Origin of the sequence: Flavobacterium bizetiae (genome assembly GCF_902804475.1) — a bacterium.
Lineage (GTDB): Bacteria > Bacteroidota > Bacteroidia > Flavobacteriales > Flavobacteriaceae > Flavobacterium > Flavobacterium bizetiae.
In genome coordinates, this window is record NZ_CADCSU010000125.1 from 39,289 (window position 1) to 58,829 (window position 19,541).

Consider the following 19,541-nt stretch of genomic DNA (forward strand, 5'->3'; position numbering starts at 1 on the left):
ACTTAATAAATTATGGCAAGGGTTCTGTCGTCATGATTTCCCGGACTCCAAAAATCCATCCAGGTCGAAAGCTGGTGTGCAATTTCAGGGTTTTCCGGATTAAAATCAACTTTAATTCCATCTTCATTTTTTCCTTTTAAATCTTCCAAAAAGTTGTTCCATTTTTCGATTTTCTCCAAATTGGCTTCAACTACAAATTTAGGATCGTAAATTCCGTCTGTCATCAACATTAAATAAGAGAAATCATCAACTAATTTAAACCCAAATCGCGTCGAAAATTTATCATTTTGAAAAATTTCGGGCATGGTAATAAAACGCGTTCCGCCGCCAAAATCACCAACATCAAGCCAGTTCATTAATTTAATTTCGGTTAGATCTTTATTTAATAATCCAATTGGGCAGTCACCAATTCCGAATGTTAGAACGGCATATCCAAAATCATATTTTTTAACCAAAGCAAAGATTAAAGTAGCATGGAGGTTCTTTAAATCTGTTTCGTTTTTTACTGCGAATTCTTCTATTTTTTGATGTGCAAAATGTGCTGCTTTTGAAAGGTTTTGATAAACAAAATGACTTATTTTTTTTGATGTTTCCTCGCTTACTTTATTATGATGATCGACCAAAACCTGATCAAATTCTTTTAGATTTTCTGTTTTCAAATTTTCTTCAAAATATTGAATAACTGAATTACAGGCTAAATTTGATCCTTTTCTTGATAATTTTGCCGAACCCGCTCCATCAGAAACGGCGAGAACACTCCAACCTGTTTCGGTAAAGTTTTTAAACGCAAAATCATCTTCTCTAAAAGACCCAACATTCGCATGGCTTCTACCTCTTTTGGATGCTATTACAATATTTTTATCTAAAAATTTAGCCGCAACGGCTTCATTATCCGGTTTCGAGAAAGGATCGTTTTTATCGCTTTCAAGATTCTTCCACAACGACTTTGGATCTGGGTTTACAATAAGTGTTATTATTTTTTCATTTAAAACCGAATCTTCCGGTTCGCCTTCAACTCTAAATAATAGTTTTATTTTTAAATCTCCACTTATTTCGGGAACTCCAACTAATTCATCATTTTCATTAAACTCAAGACCTGTATTTTCTAAACCTTTAATTTCAAAAGAAATAATATCATTCCAGCCCAAAGTATTGAAATCAATCTTTGCCAAATATTTTTTGTTTACTGTGCCGTTTGGTATCGAGACAGGCTGGGTCAAAATATCATCGATTCTGTTTTTCAATATCCAATTCTGCATAATCATTTTTTGGTTTTCCTGAATTATTTTTACTGCATTGACATTTTTTTCATTAGATGCAAAGACCTCAAAAAGGGCCGTTTTATCTAAAGAAATATCAATTTTCTTTTGTGATAAAAAAGACTGAATATATCTTTTAGTCTCTTCCATGAATTATCCTTGAGTTCTGTTTACATCAAATCCGCCTTCACCACAGCCGTAACTTCCCTGATTATTGCACCAAGGGCAAGTGCTTATATCTTCGTCGCCAATGCAATGTATACTGCCGCATACACAAACTGCAAAAGCAATTTGATTACCACAACACGGACAGGTTGGGCCGCCAATAAGTTCATCTGTATTGACTTTATTGTTGAAATTCCCAGAATCAGCCAATTCAAAATAAGAATTATCAACTTGATAAGCGCCTACTAACTTGTAATTTTTAGACGATAATTCGATACCTGCATAGATAGATTCTGCAATGGTTTTGCGGTATTTCATTAAATAAGGCCTTTTTGTATTTTGGCATTTTCCGTTTAAAACCACAAAATTATCATCAACATATTGTCGGTTTGGAGTTTCTTTGGTTAAATCGATTTTCGAAAGTGTTTCTCCGTCTAATTTTGCCAACTCAAAACCACTCGAATTATTCTCTACGCTTATACTGCTTGTTTTAATGGAATCTGTTACCCACTTAAAAAACTCTTTGTACGATTGTACATTCGTGTTTTTAAAATGAAGTACGTTTTCTGTAAGCTCGCCTAATAATTTTGTATCTGTTTCGCTGCCAAAAGAGATCGCAATTAAATTGGCTGTTCGCTGCCAGTTTTGTTTCCATTCGTTTATTGCTGTCTGACTGTCATCGGTAGGAACTCCGTCTGTAAACAAGAAAACAATTGGTTTCCAGTCACCTTTTACCTCATAAGTCGTTTTAACGATATTGGTTCTTAATTCATGCATTAAATGCCCTAAGCCTTTGCTTAACGATGTACCGCTTCCTATTGGGAATTTTGGCGGATAAAAGCTCACAATTTCCTGCAAGGGAACTAATGTTTTTGGCTGTCCGGCAAATACGATAATCGAAACAAAAACAGTTTCAAGTGCATGCGGATCTGTTTTTAAAGCCTGAATTATAGTTGCTAATCCTTCTTCAACTTGCTGGATTGGTTCTCCAACCATTGACTCCGAAATATCGATTAAAAAATATATGGGTAATCTTCTCATTTTAAAGGAAATTTAATAACATTAAAAAAATAACTAAAAGCAGTATCTGAGTCATATCAACTGCTAAACCTACTCCAACCTGAAAAGGTTTTATCATTGTTTTTAGAAAATTGAATATGGGCGAAAAAATACTATTGAAAAAATCAAAAATACTTCTGTACTGCGGATTCAATTTGTCTTTGTAAGGCAATAGTTTGGAGTACAAAAACAACCCGACAATTAGTATTTGAATAAATATCTTTGCGAAATACATTATGAAACTGCGTTTATTAATTCGTTGGCGATTTCTTTAAAAACCAGTTCTTCATCGGCATTGATTTTTTTTGATCCATAAACTGCTACGCCATTGTTTACGGTCATAAAATTCATAGAAAAAGAAGCGCCATAACATTTATTTCTGCCATTAAACGGAATTGCATGCATTACTTTTATATACATGCAATTTTGACGGATAATAACATCGTCTATATAAAAATCATGTTGCACGTACTTATTAAGCAGCGTGCGTCTTGCATTTTCAATAGAAAAACCAATGATTCCGGTAGTTTTATAACAAATGTTTAGACTATCGATATTCATATTTTCTAATTTTTCCTGCGGAGTAAATTCATGAACAACTTCATAAGTTACGTCTCTGTAAGAACTTCTGCTGTTATCGTTACCATACGACGATTGATTTACTTTTTGAACTATGTGCACAATTATACTTATAATTGTAATCAGGGTGCCTAATACTTCCATAACTAAATGACTACCGTTATTTCGCTTGGCGGTGGCGGCAAGGTTACACTTTCGCCTGTTCCCTGACTTTTATTTCCCTGCTCGATGGTTTCTGAAACCCATTTGAAAAATTGTTTCAGTGTAGAACTATCAGCTGATGCTAAATGCACTACATTATCTGTTAATTCTTTTAAGATATCATCATTGGCCATGTGTCCGGCAGCGCATCCGACAACGGCTCCAAAACTCATGTTTCGTATCTCTGCGGTTTTTTCTCTATAAAACTGTATATCAGAAGGTTTTCCATCTGTAAAAACAAAAAGTAATGGTTTCCAATCTCCTTTTTGATCCGCAGATCCTTTTATAACTTCTTTATTTACTTTTTGAATAACAAAATCAAGTCCTGCTCCTGTATTTGTAGGGCCACTTTGCGGACAAGTGATTTCCGGAAGCTGAAACTGAACCAGCTCTGTAAGCGGTACAATTTCTTTTACTTCTCTATCATAAGTTATTATACTGATCCAGAGAGAATCTAACGCCTGAGCATCAGAACGTAATGTATTGATCATACCGCTTAAAGCATTATTTAAAGCTTGAATTGGCTCTCCATACATCGAACCTGATGTATCTAATAAAAAATAAACTGGTAGTCTTCTCATATAACTTTAAAGAAAATGATTTAATAAATGAAAGTACTTAACGCTCAAAACTATTTGGCAGAAACTTACAGGCATAGTGAATGCGTATAACTTCTATCAAAAAGATGTAATACAAAAAAAATAATTAAAAAACGGTATTATAAACTCCGCCTTTCTAAAATTTAAACTACGATGTTTAATTCAGACGGTGGCGGAGGTAATTCTTTAAAATTTGTAAATTCTTTACCAAAATCTTCCACTTTTGTTGAAGTTACTCCGATTGAAGCGGTTACCCACTGAAAAAACTTGCCGATACTTGCACTATCCGCAGTATCCAGGCTCACTACATTATCTGTAATTTGTTTTAAAATTGCAGTATCTGCACCGCCTCCTGCACCGCAGGCAACTGTAAAGGCTACTTTGGCTTTTTTAAACTCATTCAGACCATTTTCCCAATTATCAGTAGGAATTCCATCGGTCATAATAAAAACCAGTGGTTTCCAGTCTCCTTTTTGCTCTGTTGTTGTTTTTGCAACTTCAGATTCTATTTTTTGGGCCGTTAATCTTAATGCTTCTCCCAGCGCAGTTACACCTGTCGCTTTAAGATCAACCATTTGAAAAGAAGCTAAATCAGTTAACGGAATAATTTGCTGCGCTGTAGTATCGAAAGTTATTACGCTTAAAAAAGCAGTTTCAATGGCTTGCGGATTTTGTCTTAACGAACTAATCATCATTTGAACGCCATTTTTAACAGCTTCAATAGGCTCTCCGGTCATTGATCCGGAGGTGTCTAGTACTAAATATACAGGCAGTCTTCTCATGGTAAAATTTTATTTATACAGGAATATTGTAGATTGGTGTCTCATTACTATCTTGAGCCTGATTAGAGCTTTCGATACCATTGATGTTGTACGCATTCGTATTGGCTTCTGGATCATGCTGTGTTAAGTGACTCATAACTGCCTGAGTCAGGTCTTTGCCTCCAACTGCATGATGGTATGCTGAGCCAATTGTATAAATTGGTCCCCACGGAATTCCCCACCAGCCAATAATTAAATTTAGAAATACATATCCGTATGAATACTTAAACGTATTTTCGTCAGGTCTGATAAAATAAATATCAGAACTTCTTTTCAGGGTCATTAATATAAATGAAACCGTGTATGGAAATACTACAAATTTTCCGCCTTGATGAACCAGATCTCTAACTTGAGAAACTCTTAATCCTTCAATGTTTTTGATTTGCATTACAGATAAGACTGAACAATTTTATGAATAGTCTGACCTAAGAAAGTATCATCTGTTGGGTCTCCAATTGCACTAAATTTCCATTCTCCATTACGTTTGTAAAGTTTACCCATAATGATCGAACGCTTGTTTACATATTGTGAATCTGCAGAAACATTATACGAAGCAAATTCTGAAACTACACGTGTTGGAGTACCTTCGTACATTCTGATTTTTGCGTAAGGAATTTGAGAGAAATCTTCTTTTCCTGCGTTATTTAAAAAGAAAAATATCTGATTAACTTTTGGATCAACTTTAGAAAGGTCAACTGTAATAATTTCATTGTCTAAACCATCATCTCCGCCTGTGTCTCCTGCAAGGTCATCTCCGGTATGTTTTAAAGCTCCGTCAACACTAAGCAATTTACCTTTTGGAAGTCCAAATTGCTGTAATACTTCTACTCTGTATAACGGAGAATACAAATGATCACAAAGTTTATTTTGATCATCAATTAGCACACAGCTCAAATCTAAGTCGATTTCTACTACGTTTTTTGATAATCCTAAAAATCCTTTGGTTTCGATTGCTCCCCAGTTTACACCAACGCAAAAATTTGTTAATGTTTCGCCGCTTGTTTTTCTTAAGTCAATTTTTTGTCCTTTGGTTAAGTTAATTGCCATAGTTTTTTAATAAGGTTTAAATTAATTATATTTATTTAAATAATCTTGTAAGCCGCCTTTCATTCCAATACCAACTGCTTCAAATTTCCACTCATTATTTCTTTTATAAATTCTTCCAAACTCTACTGCAGTTTCTATAGAAAAATCTTCATCAAGCTCGTATTTTACTAATTCTGTATTGGTTTGATCCAGAATTCTGATATATGAATTTCTAATCTGTCCAAAGTTTTGTCTTTTTGTATCGGCATGGTGAATCGTTACAACAAATGAAATTTCATGAACATCCGGAGATATTGTAGATAAATCAATTTGTATTTTTTCATCATCTCCATCTCCTGCACCTGTTAGGTTGTCTCCAGTATGAGTTACCGCTCCATCAGGTGATTTTAAATTGTTGTAATAAACGAAATGGTTGTCATTTGGAATTTTGCCATTTGCACCAACCAAAAAAACTGAAGCATCTAAATCAAAATCTGAACCTGTATTACTTGAGTTACTGTCCCACCCAAGTCCTACAATAAATTTTGGTGCGTCAATACTTTGTCTTTGACCTTTTTCTAAGTTAATTGCCATTTTATTTATTCTTTAATTAATATTAATATTCAACATTGTTTTTAAAATATTCGTTTGCTCGTCGACGTTTTGTAAATCTTCTAAAAAGTCTACAGACGATATTTTATTTAAATAATCTTTTAAAACCTCCTGTACACTTTCAGGAAGAGAGGTTTTAATGGTACTTAATTCTAACTCCAATAGAGTGTTTTTATCTCTCAACTGCGCAATAATTTCTTCTTTAGCCGAATTATTCTTTGAAAGATCAACTACTTTTTCCATGTCATTTTCGATGAAAGAAAAAGATTTTTCGTTTCCAACAAAAATAAATTTGTCGTTAGAATCTCTAAATTCATACACCTCAATAATCTCATTGTTACAAACTAAGCCGCATAAAAATTTAATTTTAAAATTAAGTATGTTAAGTCGGCCTAAGAGTTTTTTCTCAAACTTAACGTACTTGTTTTCATAATTTTTTTTATTGGCGGTAGTCAGTTTTTCATATTGGTCGATATTAATTTCTCTGTAATATTCTGATTTAATTCCATCAGAAAAAGACATTATATCGTTCCAGTCAAAAAAACTATTACTGTCTGTTGCAAAAATCTGATACAGCTGCTCAATTTTTTTTGACATTTTTTGGGCATGCTCTTTTGTTTGATTAGAGAATTTCTCTTCTCCTATTTCAAAATTCATTTTCGAAATGATATCTCCGTTGATATATATTTCATCAGAAATGAGAGTATACTGCTGTTCTTTAGATTTTTTTATTTTTTGAAACAAGTCGATCAGACTATTAGTAAACTGAATATGAAACAGTTCCAACTTATTAATATCTAATGATTGGTTCTTTTGAAAAAGGGAATGGATTACTTTTGTCCTTACCAAAACTCCAACAAAATCCTTGTGGTTAAAAAAATTGGATAACAATTTTAAAACCACAAGCTTTCTGTTACTATCTTTTATTATCTGAACGTACCTTTCCTCTTCCTCTTGCTGCATTCCGTTAATTCCTTATTCTTTTTAACTTATAACCCCTTTTTTTAATTCTACTTCAAGGCTTTGTAATCCTTCATCAAGCTGTCTGCGGGTTGCTGTACCTTGTTCGTGAATTTGCTTTACCTCGTTTAAAGTATCTATTAATGATTTGGTTGTCATTTTTAATGTCTCTAATGAAACGACGGTATTTTCATTTTCTTTGGCTACTTCAATACTATTTTGTTTTAGCATTTCTGCATTTTTCTGTAAAATGGTATTTGTAGTTTCAGATACTCTTCGCTGAACTTCAATATTTTGTTTTTGTCTTTGAAGCGCTACGGCAAGAGTAAGCTGGTTTTTCCAAACCGGCATTGTTGTAGTCAGGATAGACTGCGCTTTTTCGGCAATTGATGTGTTGTTGTTTTGAACCACACGTATTTGCGCTAAAGATTGCAACATAATGAAACGAACAATTTTCATATCGGCCAAACGCTTGTCTAAACGATTGATGAAATTTCTTTTGTCTGAAATTTGATAATCCTGATATTGAGACGGATTACCTTCCATTACCGCAAGTTCTTCGTTTAATTCTTTAAAACGAATCTGACCTGCAATAATATGCTTTTCCATTTCTTTTATAAGGCCAACATTTCCGTCAAACATAGTTTGAAGGGCGCTGTTGTCTTTTACAGAATTGATCATTCCGGCTTTTACCTTATTACTGATTTTGTCAATATTAACGGTAATTTTATCGTATTGCTGGAATAACTTTTTTACATCGACTACTAATTTATTCAGTAACGGAATTTTAGAAAGAAAGCGTTTAAACGGTCCCTGATCAAGCTGATCTACATCAACATAATTTAATTCTGTTAACAAATCATTGATCAAAGTTCCTACTTCGCCAGAGTTATATGTTCTGACATTCGTTAAGAAAGTATCACTTTGTTTGGCTATCGAATTTTGAATTTCGGCTCCATAATTTAAAATCGAATTCGCATCATTTTCGTTTAACTGGTTCGAAATTGATTTGAAATTATTTACTTCAGCTTCTGAGATTGAAGTTAAATTCACATTACCATCTTTGTCAATCAAAGCGGTATTTTCCTGAGTAACTAATTGATTTTCTTCCATTTTAGATTATAGGTGATTTTGTTGAATTGTAACGATAGTCTGCTCTAACTTTTTATCACTGGTTGGAACTCCAACGGCACTAAATTTCCACTCTTCATTTCTTTTATAAAATACGCCTAAAACCATAGAAACGTTTCCGGCAAAAGTTGCATCATTTGCAATATCAAAACGTGCAAATTCCTGGCTTACTTTAGTAGGTGTTCCTTCGTAGATACGGATAGAAGCAAAAGGAATATCTTTAAAATCCTGCCCTCTAAAACTATTAATAAAAAATGCAACATGGTTTGCTGATGGTGTTAACTGCGAAAAATCTAAAGTGATTACTTCGTTATCTAAACCGTCATCCCCATTTAAATCTCCTGTTAAATCATCTCCGCTGTGTTTAATCGCACGATCGTTTGAAATTAATTTTCTGAAATTTACAGAATCGATATGATTTTTTTTGTCATCATAAACAGCACAACTTGCATCTAAATCTACCGCTTCTTTTTTAGTTCCAAAAAAACCTTTTTTCTCGATTGCACCCCAATTTACACCAACACAAATGTTTTGTAATTTAGAACCATTACTTTTTTCAAGATTTATACGTTGTCCTTTTTCTAAGTTAATTGCCATGTTTTTAGTTATATTTATTTAAATAATCTTCTAATCCGCCTTTCATTCCAACACCCATTGCTTCAAATTTCCATTGCCCGTCTTTATTGTAAATTCTTCCAAATTCAACAGCAGTTTCTATAGAGAAATCCTCTTCTAATTCGTATTTTACCATTTCGGTATTATTGCTATCGTCTACAATTCGGATAAACGAATTTCTAACTTGTCCAAAGTTTTGTTTTCTGCTTACAGCATCATGAATGGTAACAACAATACAAATTTCTTTTACAGCCGGGTTTATTTTGGTAAGATCAATTTTTACCTGCTCATCATCTCCATCACCATCTCCTGTTAAATTATCACCTGTATGAATTACGGCCTCATCCGGAGATTTAAGATTATTGTAAAAAACAAAATGAGAATCAGATAAAATTTTTCTGTTATCACCTAATATAAAAACAGATGCATCAAGGTCAAAACCTGATCCCGTGCTGCTATTGTTTGTATCCCATCCTAAACCAATTGTAAATTTTGGAGCGTTTATATTTTCGCGCTGTCCTTTTTGTAAGTTGATAGCCATAGTTTAATCTATTTTAATTACATTAATGTTTGTTTTATATTCTAAAATCTGGTGGTAATTATTACTTATCGCCAAATGAAATAATTCATCACTTTTTTTGGAAGAAATACTATTTATTAGAAACCCAAATTCATCTTCGTTTAAACTTAAAATGAATTTCACTATTCTCGTATTATATTGAAAATGTTCACTATTAATAACCGAAATAATATCTTCAACATTTTTAATATCAAAATAATTATAATGATTTTCGATTTTAGGGTGAATCTCTTTATTTGCCAGTTCTGCGAAATAAACAAAAATAAAATCTCCGTTTACATCGTACTGATTCAATATTTTATTTACAGTATGTTCATGACTTCCGGTTATTTTAATGTCATCAACAAAAATGCAGAGCTTATTATTAATAAAATTTCGGTCAATATAATACGTATCATTAGAAATTAAATTTACCCTTTCGTTAAAATCTAAATTTCCATAATCTGTAACGTAAGTTTGGTTTCTGTAAATTTTTGACTCTATACTGGCTTTTTTACCATTTCTGAATAAAAAGCTGTTCAATTCTTTTTTGAAGTAATAGCACAAAAAGTTTGAAGCGGTTGGTATTGACAAATATGGACTTGGTAAAATAACAATTTCCTCGTCTGAAAGAAGCAACTCCCTAAACTGATATACAAATCCGGCAAATAAATCTTTGGCAAATTTTTCTGCATAGAATCTGTCACCAAATTTAAATCGGCTGTATTCTTTTTCTTCAAAAGGGCAATTATCTTTGTCGACAATTTTATGTAGGCTGTAACTTTTATTCACTTTTAATTTTTTAGTAAATGCGCTTCAAATCCAAAATTGATTGCGCCATTATAATCTGCAATACTATTATCTCCAATATGCAGTACTTCGTTTTTTTCTATTTTTTTTGATTCTTTTACTTGTTCAAAAACCAACTGAAAAATTTCTTTGTTTGGTTTTGAAAATCCTACTTCGTCAGAATAAATCTGAAAAGAAATAAAATCAGCCAATTCATAATGCGAGATCAGTTTTCTTAAACTTTTTCCTTTTATGAATCCGGTATTACTCAATATATTAATTGATTTTCCTTCTGCAACTATTTCTTCAAACTGAAGTTTAATGTCCGGAAAAATCAATTCTGGTTTATTGTTAAAAAATAAAGCTTCTGTTTCGTCATAAAACGCTGCTAATCTATCTAAACCGTTTGACTCTAAATTTACCTCGAGGGCGCCTAAAATTAGATAATAAATCTCGTATGTACTTAAATTTAATCCTGTTTTTTCGTTAATATTGTTGCATAAAACATCATAATATCGCACTACCTCAGATACTTTTTCTATAGATGCATTTATTTCAAAAAAGTCTTTAAACAATAGATTTCTCTTTTGTTTAAATTCGGGATTAGATCGTATTAATGTTAACCATAAATCAAAAGAAAAATGGTTGTGATTTTTGTAATTTAATTTCAAAATCTGGTTTTAAAAAAGATGAAAAGATTATGTTTTGAATGGGTATACTTATTTTTTAAATACACTATTTTATTATTTCTCCAGAAAAGTATTTTTCAAGGAAAAAACCTAAATCTGCTCTATATCCAATACCAGAAGCTTCAAATCTCCATTGATTATTGCGTTTGTATAATCTTCCGAATTCAACTCCCGTTTCAACCGAAAAATCTTCATCCAATTCGTATTTGGCAATTTCTTCTCCGTTTGCATCGTCTACAATTCTAATATAGGAATTTCTAACCTGACCAAAATTTTGTTTTCTTCTTTCAAAATCTTCGATAGTAACTACAAAAAGAATCTCCTGTACATTTGGATCAATTTTACTTAGATCTACTTTTATTGCCTCGTCGTCATCTCCATCACTGTTACCTCCCGTTGGATCATCTCCGGTATGCTCCAGAGCACCATCAGGGGAATTTAAATTATTATAAAAAACGAAGTAATTTTCACCTAGAAGTTTACGATCAGAGTTGATCATTATAGCAGAAGCATCCAAATCAAATTCATGACCTGTTCCTTCATTTGGATCCCAGCCTAAGCCTACAGAAATTCTGGACAGTCCAATGTCAATCTTTTGTCCTTTTTGTAAATTTATTGCCATTATTATAATTCTTTATTAAATTTTAAATTATACAATGATACAAAAAGCAAAGTAAGTAAAAATGTGGGATTCCGTAAAAGGCGAAATATTTATTAACAAAGTGGCAATTTTCGGAAAAAAATTAGAGCAACTTTCAAAAATCTAACTTTATATTCTACCTGATAGTTTCAACAAAATAGGTATATTTGTATTATTCTTCTTAAAAAGATTTAAAAGTAATTTTTCCTTTACTACAAAAGGAATATGTTTCCTAAAAAAAGAAAAAACTCCGCAAGAGAATATCAAATAATACTTATCATAATGTTGAAAAAAGGATCGAAACTAAATAGTATTTTAACAGGAAGTTGTCCAAAATGCCAAAAAGAAAGCATGTATTCAGACAAAAATCCGCTTCACTTGACTAAAGTTCTAAAAATGAACGATCATTGTAGCCATTGTGGATTTAAATATCAAATTGAACCTTCGTTTTTTTATGGCGCAATGTATGTAAGTTACGGATTGAATGTTGCCGTAGGAATTGCTGCTTTTATTGTATCGTTTATATTCTTTAAAACTACAATCGAAGAGTCTTTTATTGCAATCGTTATTACTTTGATTGTATTGTTTCCGTTTGTTTTACGACTTTCAAGAAATCTATACATTAATATGTTCGTTTCTTACGATCCTAAGGCCGGTCAGAAGTAAGACTTTTTAAATATCTTTTATGAAATCTTTTAATATCAATTTCGCGAGTTAGAGGAATTTCATTTTCAATATAATCATAAAGCACTTTTGCCATTGATGGCCCCAGCATAACTCCTCTTGTTCCTAATCCGTTAAGAACATGAAGTGATTTAAATTCTTCGTGGGTTCCTATCAATGGTCTTCGGTCTTTTACTGTAGGGCGAACTCCGCCGTAATGCTCTACAATCTCGAAGTCGCAATCGATAATTTCTTTTATTCGGTCTATTAATTCTTGTTTTCCTGCCTCGGTAGGTAAATCGGTTTTATCTTCCCAGTTGTATGTAGCGCCAACTTTAAACAAATCATTTCCCATAGGCAAGATAAAAACACTTGTATTCATAATAACATCCAGGTCTAAATCCGGAGCTTTTATTACAAACATTTCTCCTTTAGTCCCGTCGAGAGGAAGATAATTAAAAAAGGGATTTTTATGCAGTCCAAATCCTTCTGCAAAAACAATATTACGTGCCTGAATGTTTTTATACTGAACTCCATAATCGAAAAACTCAATATAAGCATAATCAAAAAACTGATTTAAAAGCAAATCATTCTCTTGCAGATATTCTCTATAGGTATCTAAAAGCAACATGGTATCTACATAACCCGTATGCAGAACTTCGCCATAATCATAAGGGGAATTGATACCTTTATATTTTTTAGAAATGATTTTTGTAGATAAAAAAGGCGCCAGATTTATTTTATCTGAAGCTGCAAACCAATTATTTTGTTCTTCAATAGAGAAAAACTTTCTAAGTATGGGAAGTTTATAATTAAACTTGGTTTGTAATTTGGCTTCAATGTGATTGTAGAAATCATTCATTAGAACTAATTGTTCCTGGGCGTTCCAAACTTCGCTAAATCTCTTTAAAATAACCGGATTATAAAAACCTCCCGCTACTCTAGAAGATACCTGAGACATATTATCTACTATTAAAATAGATTTATTGTTTTTAAGGGCAACTTCTGCAAAAGAAATTCCGGCCAATCCGGATCCGACAATTAAATAGTCTAACATGTGTAAAGGATAAAAAATAAAAAAACTCTTAATACAAAGGTACTAAGAGTTTTTGTATTAATGTAATTTAGGGACTTAGTAGTTCCACATATCTTCTTCGAAATTACGAATCTTCTCTTTTACTCTTTCAGATTCTAATAACTGATTTTGCGCATTATCTTTCATGTAATCTTTGATTTCACGATCTCCGTACATGTTTTCTTCTTTATAGATAATAGCATTAAAACGTCTTGAATTTAAGATCTGATCAAATGAAATTGGAGTTGCGGAATTCTTATCGTTAAAAGCTTTCCCTTCGTGTAATACTTCCCGTGCATTAGGGAAGAAAACCCAAAATAACTCAATATAATCTTTCTCGTCACTATTCATGGTATAAACATCCGGAGTTACAGGACAAATTCCGAGCAAACGATATTTTAATTCACTTTGCCTTTTATCAAAATACCAGTATCCTTTAATTTTATATTGCGTAACATCTGCTGCAGTTAAGTCTTGTTTTAAGATGTATTCTGCCGGCACCGATCTTGTTGGTCCAACGGTTTCATCCACATAAGTAACAGATTTCTTTTTACCAGTGCCTGTCACCACTTTTTTCTTTACAACACGGGTTCTGTAGTCGTCCGGATATTGATTAATTAATTCTCTACCAGCATCTGTTGTATCAACTCGAGATAATGCTCCCTGAATATCTTTTAATGATTTTTTGGTATTAAAATAGCTGTCGCTGTATACTTCAGTTATTTTACCACTTCTAATACCTCTGGTTAAAACGTCATAAAGCGAACGCCTGTCTGAACCAATATTAGCAGTGTCTACCGGAAAATATAACGGAAAATTGATTTTTTCATTTAAATCAATAATTTCCCATACCGTTTTTCCCATCAAAACATCTCTGTCATCTACATAACCATAAGACAAAGGTTTATCGTTATCCGAAATTCTTTGTGCCGTACTCTTTAGCCCAATTTGGTCAGCTGTTTTTGCATTAAGTAAATTAGATTGTGCATTTGAAACAAATCCTGCTGTAACAAACATAATCCACATTAAAAAAATTTTCCCTCTCATCATAACACTTTTTTGTAACAAAGCTAACGCAATATTTTCTATTTTATTGTTATTTTCCTACAATTAACTGAAATTTTAATATTCAAACATAAAAAACAAGCTTTTAATAATGATACACTTAATAAAAAAGAAACAACATAAACCAAAAACAAGCAACTCAATATCAAACATATAACAACAAAACTCCATACATAATTATATTTTTTTAGAATGAATGATTCTACAAATTACTTTACAGACTTCAACCAAATAAAAAAGCTCTTATTGCCAGGCAATAAGAGCTTTTCTTATAATGTATTTGAGATACTTAGTAGTTCCACATATCTTGTTCGAAGTTACGAATCTTCTCTTTTACTCTTTCAGATTCTAACAATTGATTTTGTGCGTTATCTTTCATGTAATCTTTGATCTCACGATCTCCGTACAAGTTTTCTTCTTTATAAACAACTGCATTAAAACGTCTTGAATTTAAGATTTGATCGAATGAAATTGGAAGAGCAGAGTTACTGTCGTTAAATGCTTTTGCTTCATGCAATGCTTCTCTGGCATTAGGGAAGAAAACCCAAAATAACTCGATATAATCTTTCTCGTCACTATTCATCGTATAAACATCCGGAGTTACAGGACAAATTCCAAGTAAACGATATTTCAGTTCACTCTGACGTTTGTCAAAATACCAGTATCCTTTAATTTTATATTGTGTAACATCTGCTGCTGTTAAGTCTTGTTTAAGGATATATTCAGCCGGAACAGATCTTGTTGGACCAACTGTTTCCTCAACATAAGAAACAACTTTCTTTTTACCAGTACCTGTTACTACTTTCTTCTTCACAACACGTGATTTGTAGTCATCAGGGTATTGGTTAATTAACTCTCTACCAGCATCTGTTGTATCAATACGAGATAATGCACCTTGAATGTCTTTCAAAGATTTTTTAGTATTGAAATAACTGTCGCTATATACTTCAGTTATTTTGCCGTTTTTAACAGCTTTCGTCAAAACGTCATAAAGAGAACGTCTATCAGAACCAATATTAGCCGTATCTACCGGAAAGTACATTGGAAAATTGATTTTTTCATTTAAATCAATAATCTCCCAAGTTGTTTTTCCCATCAAGATGTCTCTATCATCTACATAACCATAAGCCAAAGGTTTATCGTTATCTGAGATAAGTTGCGCAGGAGTTTTAAGTCCTATCTGAGCAGGTGTTTTCGCATTTAGCAAATTAGATTGCGCATAAGAAGAAAAACCTCCAGCGATAGAAACAATAGCTATTAAAAAATTTCTTACTTTCATCGTGGTATTATTATAAAATATTGAATGTAGGTTTACCTACTTTTATTATAGTATTTCAAAAATTACCGGAGCAGTTCTTGGCAATAAGTAACTACCAGCTCCAACAAGTTTAGTTTTAATTTCAGAAATAGTAACCTGATCTCCTTTTCCAGCTCTTGAAAGTACTTGTTTACATTGTGCATTTAATCTGTTACCAGTAACAACAACAGTAGGTTGTCCAGCAATTTTCATATTAAATCCAACAACATCTAAACCAACTTCAAAATCAAAGTCATTTAATTTAGCTCCAATAGTAGCAACTTCTAAGTTAGATTTAGGTCCTTTAACAACACCTTGCTCACCTCTAATTGTACCAGTTGGTCCAGGAATACCTTTAATTCTAAATGTTTTCTTATCTGAAACTTTATCTCCGTTTGGTAATGTACCTGTAACAGAAATTGTAGCTTCATTACCAGAACCCGGGCTCATGTTATATTTACCTGGTTTACCAGCTGAAGATAATCCTGGCGCACTTGCAACAACTTTGTTGTCAGCAACACCTGCGAATGATACAGAGATTGGATTAACAACTCCTCTATAAACAACGTTCATTTTATCAGCAGAAATAGTAGCAGAGTTTGGTCTTGGAACTACAACGTAATTTCCAGCAAATTTAAGTGGAATATTTTTTCCGTCCTCTAAGAATGTAAATTGTCCATTAATAGTTTGCTCACCTACTCCACCTGCAGTTAATGAAATAACAGCTTGTCCATTTACAATTTGTCCAGGACCTTGGAAAGAAGTTGGTTTTGTATTTTCGTCATAACGACCTAAAACTACTTTACCAGTTACTTTTTCTCCTTGGAAATAAGCATTTTTATCTAAAACAACAATCGCTTGATAGTTGCTGTAAGAAGCAGCAGCTACAGCCGCTTTTCCTAAAGCACTGTTGTAAACGTCAGCTTCAGTTTTCTTAACGTCATTTTGCCAAGCTGAAAGTTTAGCAGCTGATGCAATTGCAGGAAAACCTTTAAAGTGATATGCTAAGTATTTTTCTTTTATACCTTCTTTGTTTTTTACATCAGAAACATCAAATTTTTTCTCAACCTCAGAAATAATACCAGCATATTTTTTATCTGTACCTAAAGCAGCTTTAATATCTGATTTGTATTTTTCTATTTTCGCGATAATTTCGTTACCTTTTGCAGTGTAACCGTCTCCTGTAAACCAGTCGTCGATGTTATCACCTCTATCCATAGATTCGTATGGCATTTTTCCAGTTTCTTTATCAACTTCAAATCCTTTAACAGCTTGAGATTTCAAAGATCCGATATAATCGTAAAATTCTTTAGAGATTGTTTCTACTTTGTGAGCAGTTACTGCCGCAATAGCGAATTCTCCTTTTGCTTCAGCAGCTTTTTGATCTAAAGACGTTAATAAACTTGCATTTGTTTCTGTTGAACTTGTATTTGCACCTTCAAATTTTTCGTTCATCAAACCAAAAGCAGAAATAACTTCTTTTGATACGTTCATTGCTAACATTGCGATGAAAACCAGATACATCAGGTTAATCATCTTCTGTCTAGGGGTTAATTTTCCTCCTGCCATTTTTTCTAATTAGTTCTTTATTAATAAATTTAATATAATAGTCAAAAACTAATTATCCTTTGTTACTCATTGCAGAAAGCATACCACCGTAAACACTGTTTAGTGAAGCAATGTTTGCAGTCATAGATTGCATTTGTTCTTTTAATTTAGAAGCATTTTCAGCGATTTCGCTATTTGCTTGTGCATTTCTTGAAGCACTTTCTAATTGTACTTTATATAAGCTGTTTAATGATTCCATTTGTGCAGCAGCCATAGACATTTCTTCAGCATATTTCTTTTGTCCTGCAATAGAATCTACTGTTGGAGAAATTGCTTTTGCAGCTCCTTCGAAGTTTTTGATGCTGTTTCCTAAGCTTGCCATTAACTCACCGTCAATTTTAGCTTCTTTCAACATTACATCTAATTTTTGAGATAATAATCCCTGAGCATCAGCAGCAACTTCAACTTTGTCTGCTTTTTTTCTAGCCTGACCATTAGCTAATTCCGGGTAAACAAGAGTCCAGTCTAATTCATCTTCAACTGGTTCGAAAGCAGAAAGAGCAAAGATTAACGCCTCAGTTACCAATCCAATTGATAACATAACAGTTCCTGTTAATGGTCCAATTTCAAAGTGAGTAATTTTGAATAAAGCTCCAATAATTACTACTGCCGCTCCCATACCATAAGCGAAATTCATCACTTTTTTACTTAATAATGCCATAATACTTTTTTTTAGGTTTTAATTTAAAATAGATTTGATTTGGTTATTTGAATTTGAATTTAATTATTATTTACTTCTTTTTCCGCTTCCTGTTGTTTGAGTTCCCATGTAATCTTGTACAGTTCTGAAACCGATATAACTTCTTGCTGAATCTGCATATTCGTGGTCACGAGTACTTACCTGTAGGAAATAAGCAACATCTTTCCAAGAACCTCCACGAACCACTTTTCTTTGGTTGTTTCCGTCGATTACGTTAGGATTCATTGTTGAAACATATTCGTAAGCATTTGGATTATAAGCTGAATCCGTCCACTCTGAAACGTTTCCTGCCATGTTATATAATCCGTAACCGTTTACTTCATATGATTTCGCTTCAACTGTATACAAAGCCTCATCAGCAGCATAATCTCCTCTACTTGGTTTAAAGTTTGCTAAGAAACAACCTCTGTCACTTTTAGTATAAGGACCTCCCCAAGGGTAAGTAGCAGATTCCAGACCTCCTCTTGCAGCATACTCCCATTCTGCCTCTGTAGGCAATCTGAATGCATTTACTAAATCACGTCCTTTTTTCTTAGATTTGATATAGCTGTTTTTGTTTAAAGTTCTCCAAGCACAAAATGCTTTAGCTTGTTTCCATGTTACACCAACTACAGGATAATCTCCGTAAGCTTTGTGCCAGAAATAATCATTATGCATTGGCTCATTATAAGAGTAAGCAAAATCTTTAATCCAAACTGTTGTATCAGGATAAACACTTACTTGTTCTGTTTTAACGAAATCTTTTCTTTTTCCAACTTTGGCTTTTGCAGCTGCCTGAATATCCATCCAAGAATAACGGAATTTCAATTTATTTACATCAATTGTTCTTAAACCATTGTATGATTCTTCAATTGGCAAATACATAGAGTCCATTACTTCAGCATAATACTCATCCGGATAAGCTTTAGTATCTTTAATTAACTTAACTTTTTTATTTAATTTTCTACCAGCATAAGGATCATCTTTTGTTCCTACACTATAGTAGTTATCATACATGTATTTATCATATGCCGTCATTTTGTCCGGCTCTGAATCATTAAATGCATAATCTGCAATACTTCCACCTTTTTTACCTTTGTCTCCGGTAGATTTTTGTCCGGTTTCATCAGCTAAGATTGCTAAACGAACTCTCATTGTAGAATCTTTTACCCATTCTACAAATTGACGGTACTCGCTGTTAGTAATCTCTGTTTCATCCATATAAAATGAACGAACTGTTACTGTTTTAGTAGGAGCATCTTCAACATTAGCTAAATCAGCATCTGATTTACCCATAATAAAAGATCCACCCGGAACTAACGTCATTCCATAAGGCTTTTCAGGATGCCATTTCCCTCCTGTAACACCAACTAACTCACCTTTGTCTCCTGACTTACCACAGCCAATTACCAGTGTTAACATTGCTGCAAATGCAATAAACTTCTTCATA

22 protein-coding genes are annotated in these 19,541 nt (G+C 32.9%); 1 reads left to right on the top strand and 21 read right to left on the bottom strand.

What is annotated here, in order from left to right; genetic code table 11:
- Window positions 1-2 precede the first annotated feature (2 nt).
- The 15 genes from FLACOL7796_RS17475 to FLACOL7796_RS17545 form a co-directional block, all read right to left on the bottom strand.
- Window positions 3-1,409, bottom strand: a complete 1,407-nt coding sequence (locus FLACOL7796_RS17475; RefSeq protein ID WP_173972017.1) for a PP2C family serine/threonine-protein phosphatase — start codon at window positions 1,407-1,409, stop codon at window positions 3-5.
- Between the two features lie 3 nt (window positions 1,410-1,412).
- Entirely contained in the window at window positions 1,413-2,465 is a 1,053-nt protein-coding gene (locus FLACOL7796_RS17480; protein ID WP_173972018.1) for a TerY-C metal binding domain-containing protein, read from the bottom strand.
- A 252-nt stretch (window positions 2,466-2,717) separates the two neighbouring features.
- Complete coding sequence (locus tag FLACOL7796_RS17485) at window positions 2,718-3,206, bottom strand: hypothetical protein (protein ID WP_173972019.1); 489 nt, start codon at window positions 3,204-3,206, stop codon at window positions 2,718-2,720.
- Window positions 3,207-3,208: 2 nt separating this feature from the next.
- Window positions 3,209-3,844 (bottom strand): vWA domain-containing protein, encoded by a 636-nt coding sequence (locus FLACOL7796_RS17490; protein ID WP_173972020.1) that lies wholly within the window; start codon window positions 3,842-3,844, stop codon window positions 3,209-3,211.
- 161 nt (window positions 3,845-4,005) lie between these two features.
- A complete protein-coding gene (locus FLACOL7796_RS17495) occupies window positions 4,006-4,644 on the bottom strand; it encodes a vWA domain-containing protein (protein ID WP_173972021.1) in 639 nt (212 codons plus the stop codon).
- A 13-nt stretch (window positions 4,645-4,657) separates the two neighbouring features.
- Window positions 4,658-5,071 (bottom strand): hypothetical protein, encoded by a 414-nt coding sequence (locus FLACOL7796_RS17500; protein WP_173972022.1) that lies wholly within the window; start codon window positions 5,069-5,071, stop codon window positions 4,658-4,660.
- A complete protein-coding gene (locus FLACOL7796_RS17505; RefSeq protein WP_173972023.1) occupies window positions 5,071-5,730 on the bottom strand; it encodes a TerD family protein in 660 nt (219 codons plus the stop codon). The genes FLACOL7796_RS17500 and FLACOL7796_RS17505 overlap by 1 nt, the downstream gene beginning before the upstream one ends.
- Before the next feature lie 21 nt (window positions 5,731-5,751).
- Entirely contained in the window at window positions 5,752-6,303 is a 552-nt protein-coding gene (locus FLACOL7796_RS17510; RefSeq protein ID WP_071636522.1) for a TerD family protein, read from the bottom strand.
- A 12-nt stretch (window positions 6,304-6,315) separates the two neighbouring features.
- The gene (locus FLACOL7796_RS17515) at window positions 6,316-7,107 is read right to left on the bottom strand and encodes a hypothetical protein (protein ID WP_232067397.1); all 792 of its coding nucleotides are present in this window, start codon (window positions 7,105-7,107) and stop codon (window positions 6,316-6,318) included.
- 198 nt (window positions 7,108-7,305) lie between these two features.
- Window positions 7,306-8,394 carry a toxic anion resistance protein gene (locus FLACOL7796_RS17520; RefSeq protein ID WP_173972025.1) on the bottom strand — a complete coding sequence of 363 codons (1,089 nt, stop codon included), beginning with the start codon at window positions 8,392-8,394 and terminating at the stop codon, window positions 7,306-7,308.
- Window positions 8,395-8,400: 6 nt separating this feature from the next.
- Window positions 8,401-9,009, bottom strand: a complete 609-nt coding sequence (locus FLACOL7796_RS17525) for a TerD family protein (RefSeq protein ID WP_173972026.1) — start codon at window positions 9,007-9,009, stop codon at window positions 8,401-8,403.
- Window positions 9,010-9,013: 4 nt separating this feature from the next.
- Entirely contained in the window at window positions 9,014-9,568 is a 555-nt protein-coding gene (locus tag FLACOL7796_RS17530; RefSeq protein WP_173972027.1) for a TerD family protein, read from the bottom strand.
- A gap of 3 nt (window positions 9,569-9,571) precedes the next feature.
- Window positions 9,572-10,378 carry a phosphoribosyltransferase family protein gene (locus FLACOL7796_RS17535; protein ID WP_173972028.1) on the bottom strand — a complete coding sequence of 269 codons (807 nt, stop codon included), beginning with the start codon at window positions 10,376-10,378 and terminating at the stop codon, window positions 9,572-9,574.
- Window positions 10,379-10,380: 2 nt separating this feature from the next.
- Entirely contained in the window at window positions 10,381-11,046 is a 666-nt protein-coding gene (locus FLACOL7796_RS17540) for an HAD family hydrolase (RefSeq protein ID WP_173972029.1), read from the bottom strand.
- A 64-nt stretch (window positions 11,047-11,110) separates the two neighbouring features.
- A complete protein-coding gene (locus FLACOL7796_RS17545; RefSeq protein WP_173972030.1) occupies window positions 11,111-11,686 on the bottom strand; it encodes a TerD family protein in 576 nt (191 codons plus the stop codon).
- Window positions 11,687-11,986: 300 nt separating this feature from the next.
- Here FLACOL7796_RS17545 and FLACOL7796_RS17550 point away from each other — a divergent pair, with 300 nt between their 5' ends.
- Window positions 11,987-12,370 carry a DUF983 domain-containing protein gene (locus FLACOL7796_RS17550; protein ID WP_173972031.1) on the top strand — a complete coding sequence of 128 codons (384 nt, stop codon included), beginning with the start codon at window positions 11,987-11,989 and terminating at the stop codon, window positions 12,368-12,370.
- On the opposite strand, the gene FLACOL7796_RS17555 is transcribed toward FLACOL7796_RS17550, so the two are convergent.
- The 6 genes from FLACOL7796_RS17555 to porK all read right to left on the bottom strand — a co-directional run bounded on the left by FLACOL7796_RS17555 (window position 12,351) and on the right by porK (window position 19,540).
- Window positions 12,351-13,424 (bottom strand): NAD(P)/FAD-dependent oxidoreductase, encoded by a 1,074-nt coding sequence (locus FLACOL7796_RS17555; protein WP_173972032.1) that lies wholly within the window; start codon window positions 13,422-13,424, stop codon window positions 12,351-12,353. The genes FLACOL7796_RS17550 and FLACOL7796_RS17555 overlap by 20 nt on opposite strands.
- Window positions 13,425-13,499: 75 nt before the next feature.
- Window positions 13,500-14,489, bottom strand: coding sequence for a type IX secretion system ring subunit PorN/GldN (porN, locus tag FLACOL7796_RS17560; protein WP_173972033.1), 990 nt, complete (start codon window positions 14,487-14,489; stop codon window positions 13,500-13,502).
- A gap of 307 nt (window positions 14,490-14,796) precedes the next feature.
- Window positions 14,797-15,786, bottom strand: coding sequence for a type IX secretion system ring subunit PorN/GldN (porN, locus tag FLACOL7796_RS17565; protein ID WP_173972034.1), 990 nt, complete (start codon window positions 15,784-15,786; stop codon window positions 14,797-14,799).
- Between the two features lie 45 nt (window positions 15,787-15,831).
- Window positions 15,832-17,373: a type IX secretion system motor protein PorM/GldM gene (gene porM / locus FLACOL7796_RS17570; RefSeq protein ID WP_173972035.1), complete on the bottom strand. Its 1,542-nt coding sequence runs from the start codon at window positions 17,371-17,373 to the stop codon at window positions 15,832-15,834.
- A 52-nt stretch (window positions 17,374-17,425) separates the two neighbouring features.
- The gene (porL, locus tag FLACOL7796_RS17575) at window positions 17,426-18,073 is read right to left on the bottom strand and encodes a type IX secretion system motor protein PorL/GldL (RefSeq protein WP_173972036.1); all 648 of its coding nucleotides are present in this window, start codon (window positions 18,071-18,073) and stop codon (window positions 17,426-17,428) included.
- A 66-nt stretch (window positions 18,074-18,139) separates the two neighbouring features.
- Window positions 18,140-19,540, bottom strand: a complete 1,401-nt coding sequence (gene porK, locus FLACOL7796_RS17580) for a T9SS ring complex lipoprotein PorK/GldK (RefSeq protein ID WP_173972037.1) — start codon at window positions 19,538-19,540, stop codon at window positions 18,140-18,142.
- Window position 19,541 lies beyond the last annotated feature (1 nt).

What these genes read in the sequence shown, in the direction of transcription:
- FLACOL7796_RS17480 (WP_173972018.1), bottom strand. Translation starts at nt 2,465, where the DNA reads ATGAGAAGATTACCCATATATTTTTTAATCGATATTTCGGAGTCAATG.
- FLACOL7796_RS17545 (WP_173972030.1), bottom strand. Translation starts at nt 11,686, where the DNA reads ATGGCAATAAATTTACAAAAAGGACAAAAGATTGACATTGGACTGTCC.
- FLACOL7796_RS17505 (WP_173972023.1), bottom strand. Translation starts at nt 5,730, where the DNA reads ATGGCAATTAACTTAACCAAAGGACAAAAAATTGACTTAAGAAAAACA.
- porK (WP_173972037.1), bottom strand. Translation starts at nt 19,540, where the DNA reads ATGAAGAAGTTTATTGCATTTGCAGCAATGTTAACACTGGTAATTGGC.
- porL (WP_173972036.1), bottom strand. Translation starts at nt 18,073, where the DNA reads ATGGCATTATTAAGTAAAAAAGTGATGAATTTCGCTTATGGTATGGGA.
- porM (WP_173972035.1), bottom strand. Translation starts at nt 17,373, where the DNA reads ATGGCAGGAGGAAAATTAACCCCTAGACAGAAGATGATTAACCTGATG.
- FLACOL7796_RS17490 (WP_173972020.1), bottom strand. Translation starts at nt 3,844, where the DNA reads ATGAGAAGACTACCAGTTTATTTTTTATTAGATACATCAGGTTCGATG.
- FLACOL7796_RS17555 (WP_173972032.1), bottom strand. Translation starts at nt 13,424, where the DNA reads ATGTTAGACTATTTAATTGTCGGATCCGGATTGGCCGGAATTTCTTTT.
- FLACOL7796_RS17495 (WP_173972021.1), bottom strand. Translation starts at nt 4,644, where the DNA reads ATGAGAAGACTGCCTGTATATTTAGTACTAGACACCTCCGGATCAATG.
- porN (WP_173972033.1), bottom strand. Translation starts at nt 14,489, where the DNA reads ATGAGAGGGAAAATTTTTTTAATGTGGATTATGTTTGTTACAGCAGGA.
- FLACOL7796_RS17475 (WP_173972017.1), bottom strand. Translation starts at nt 1,409, where the DNA reads ATGGAAGAGACTAAAAGATATATTCAGTCTTTTTTATCACAAAAGAAA.
- porN (WP_173972034.1), bottom strand. Translation starts at nt 15,786, where the DNA reads ATGAAAGTAAGAAATTTTTTAATAGCTATTGTTTCTATCGCTGGAGGT.
- FLACOL7796_RS17525 (WP_173972026.1), bottom strand. Translation starts at nt 9,009, where the DNA reads ATGGCAATTAACTTAGAAAAAGGACAACGTATAAATCTTGAAAAAAGT.
- FLACOL7796_RS17500 (WP_173972022.1), bottom strand. Translation starts at nt 5,071, where the DNA reads ATGCAAATCAAAAACATTGAAGGATTAAGAGTTTCTCAAGTTAGAGAT.
- FLACOL7796_RS17520 (WP_173972025.1), bottom strand. Translation starts at nt 8,394, where the DNA reads ATGGAAGAAAATCAATTAGTTACTCAGGAAAATACCGCTTTGATTGAC.
- FLACOL7796_RS17510 (WP_071636522.1), bottom strand. Translation starts at nt 6,303, where the DNA reads ATGGCAATTAACTTAGAAAAAGGTCAAAGACAAAGTATTGACGCACCA.
- FLACOL7796_RS17550 (WP_173972031.1), top strand. Translation starts at nt 11,987, where the DNA reads ATGTTGAAAAAAGGATCGAAACTAAATAGTATTTTAACAGGAAGTTGT.
- FLACOL7796_RS17530 (WP_173972027.1), bottom strand. Translation starts at nt 9,568, where the DNA reads ATGGCTATCAACTTACAAAAAGGACAGCGCGAAAATATAAACGCTCCA.
- FLACOL7796_RS17485 (WP_173972019.1), bottom strand. Translation starts at nt 3,206, where the DNA reads ATGGAAGTATTAGGCACCCTGATTACAATTATAAGTATAATTGTGCAC.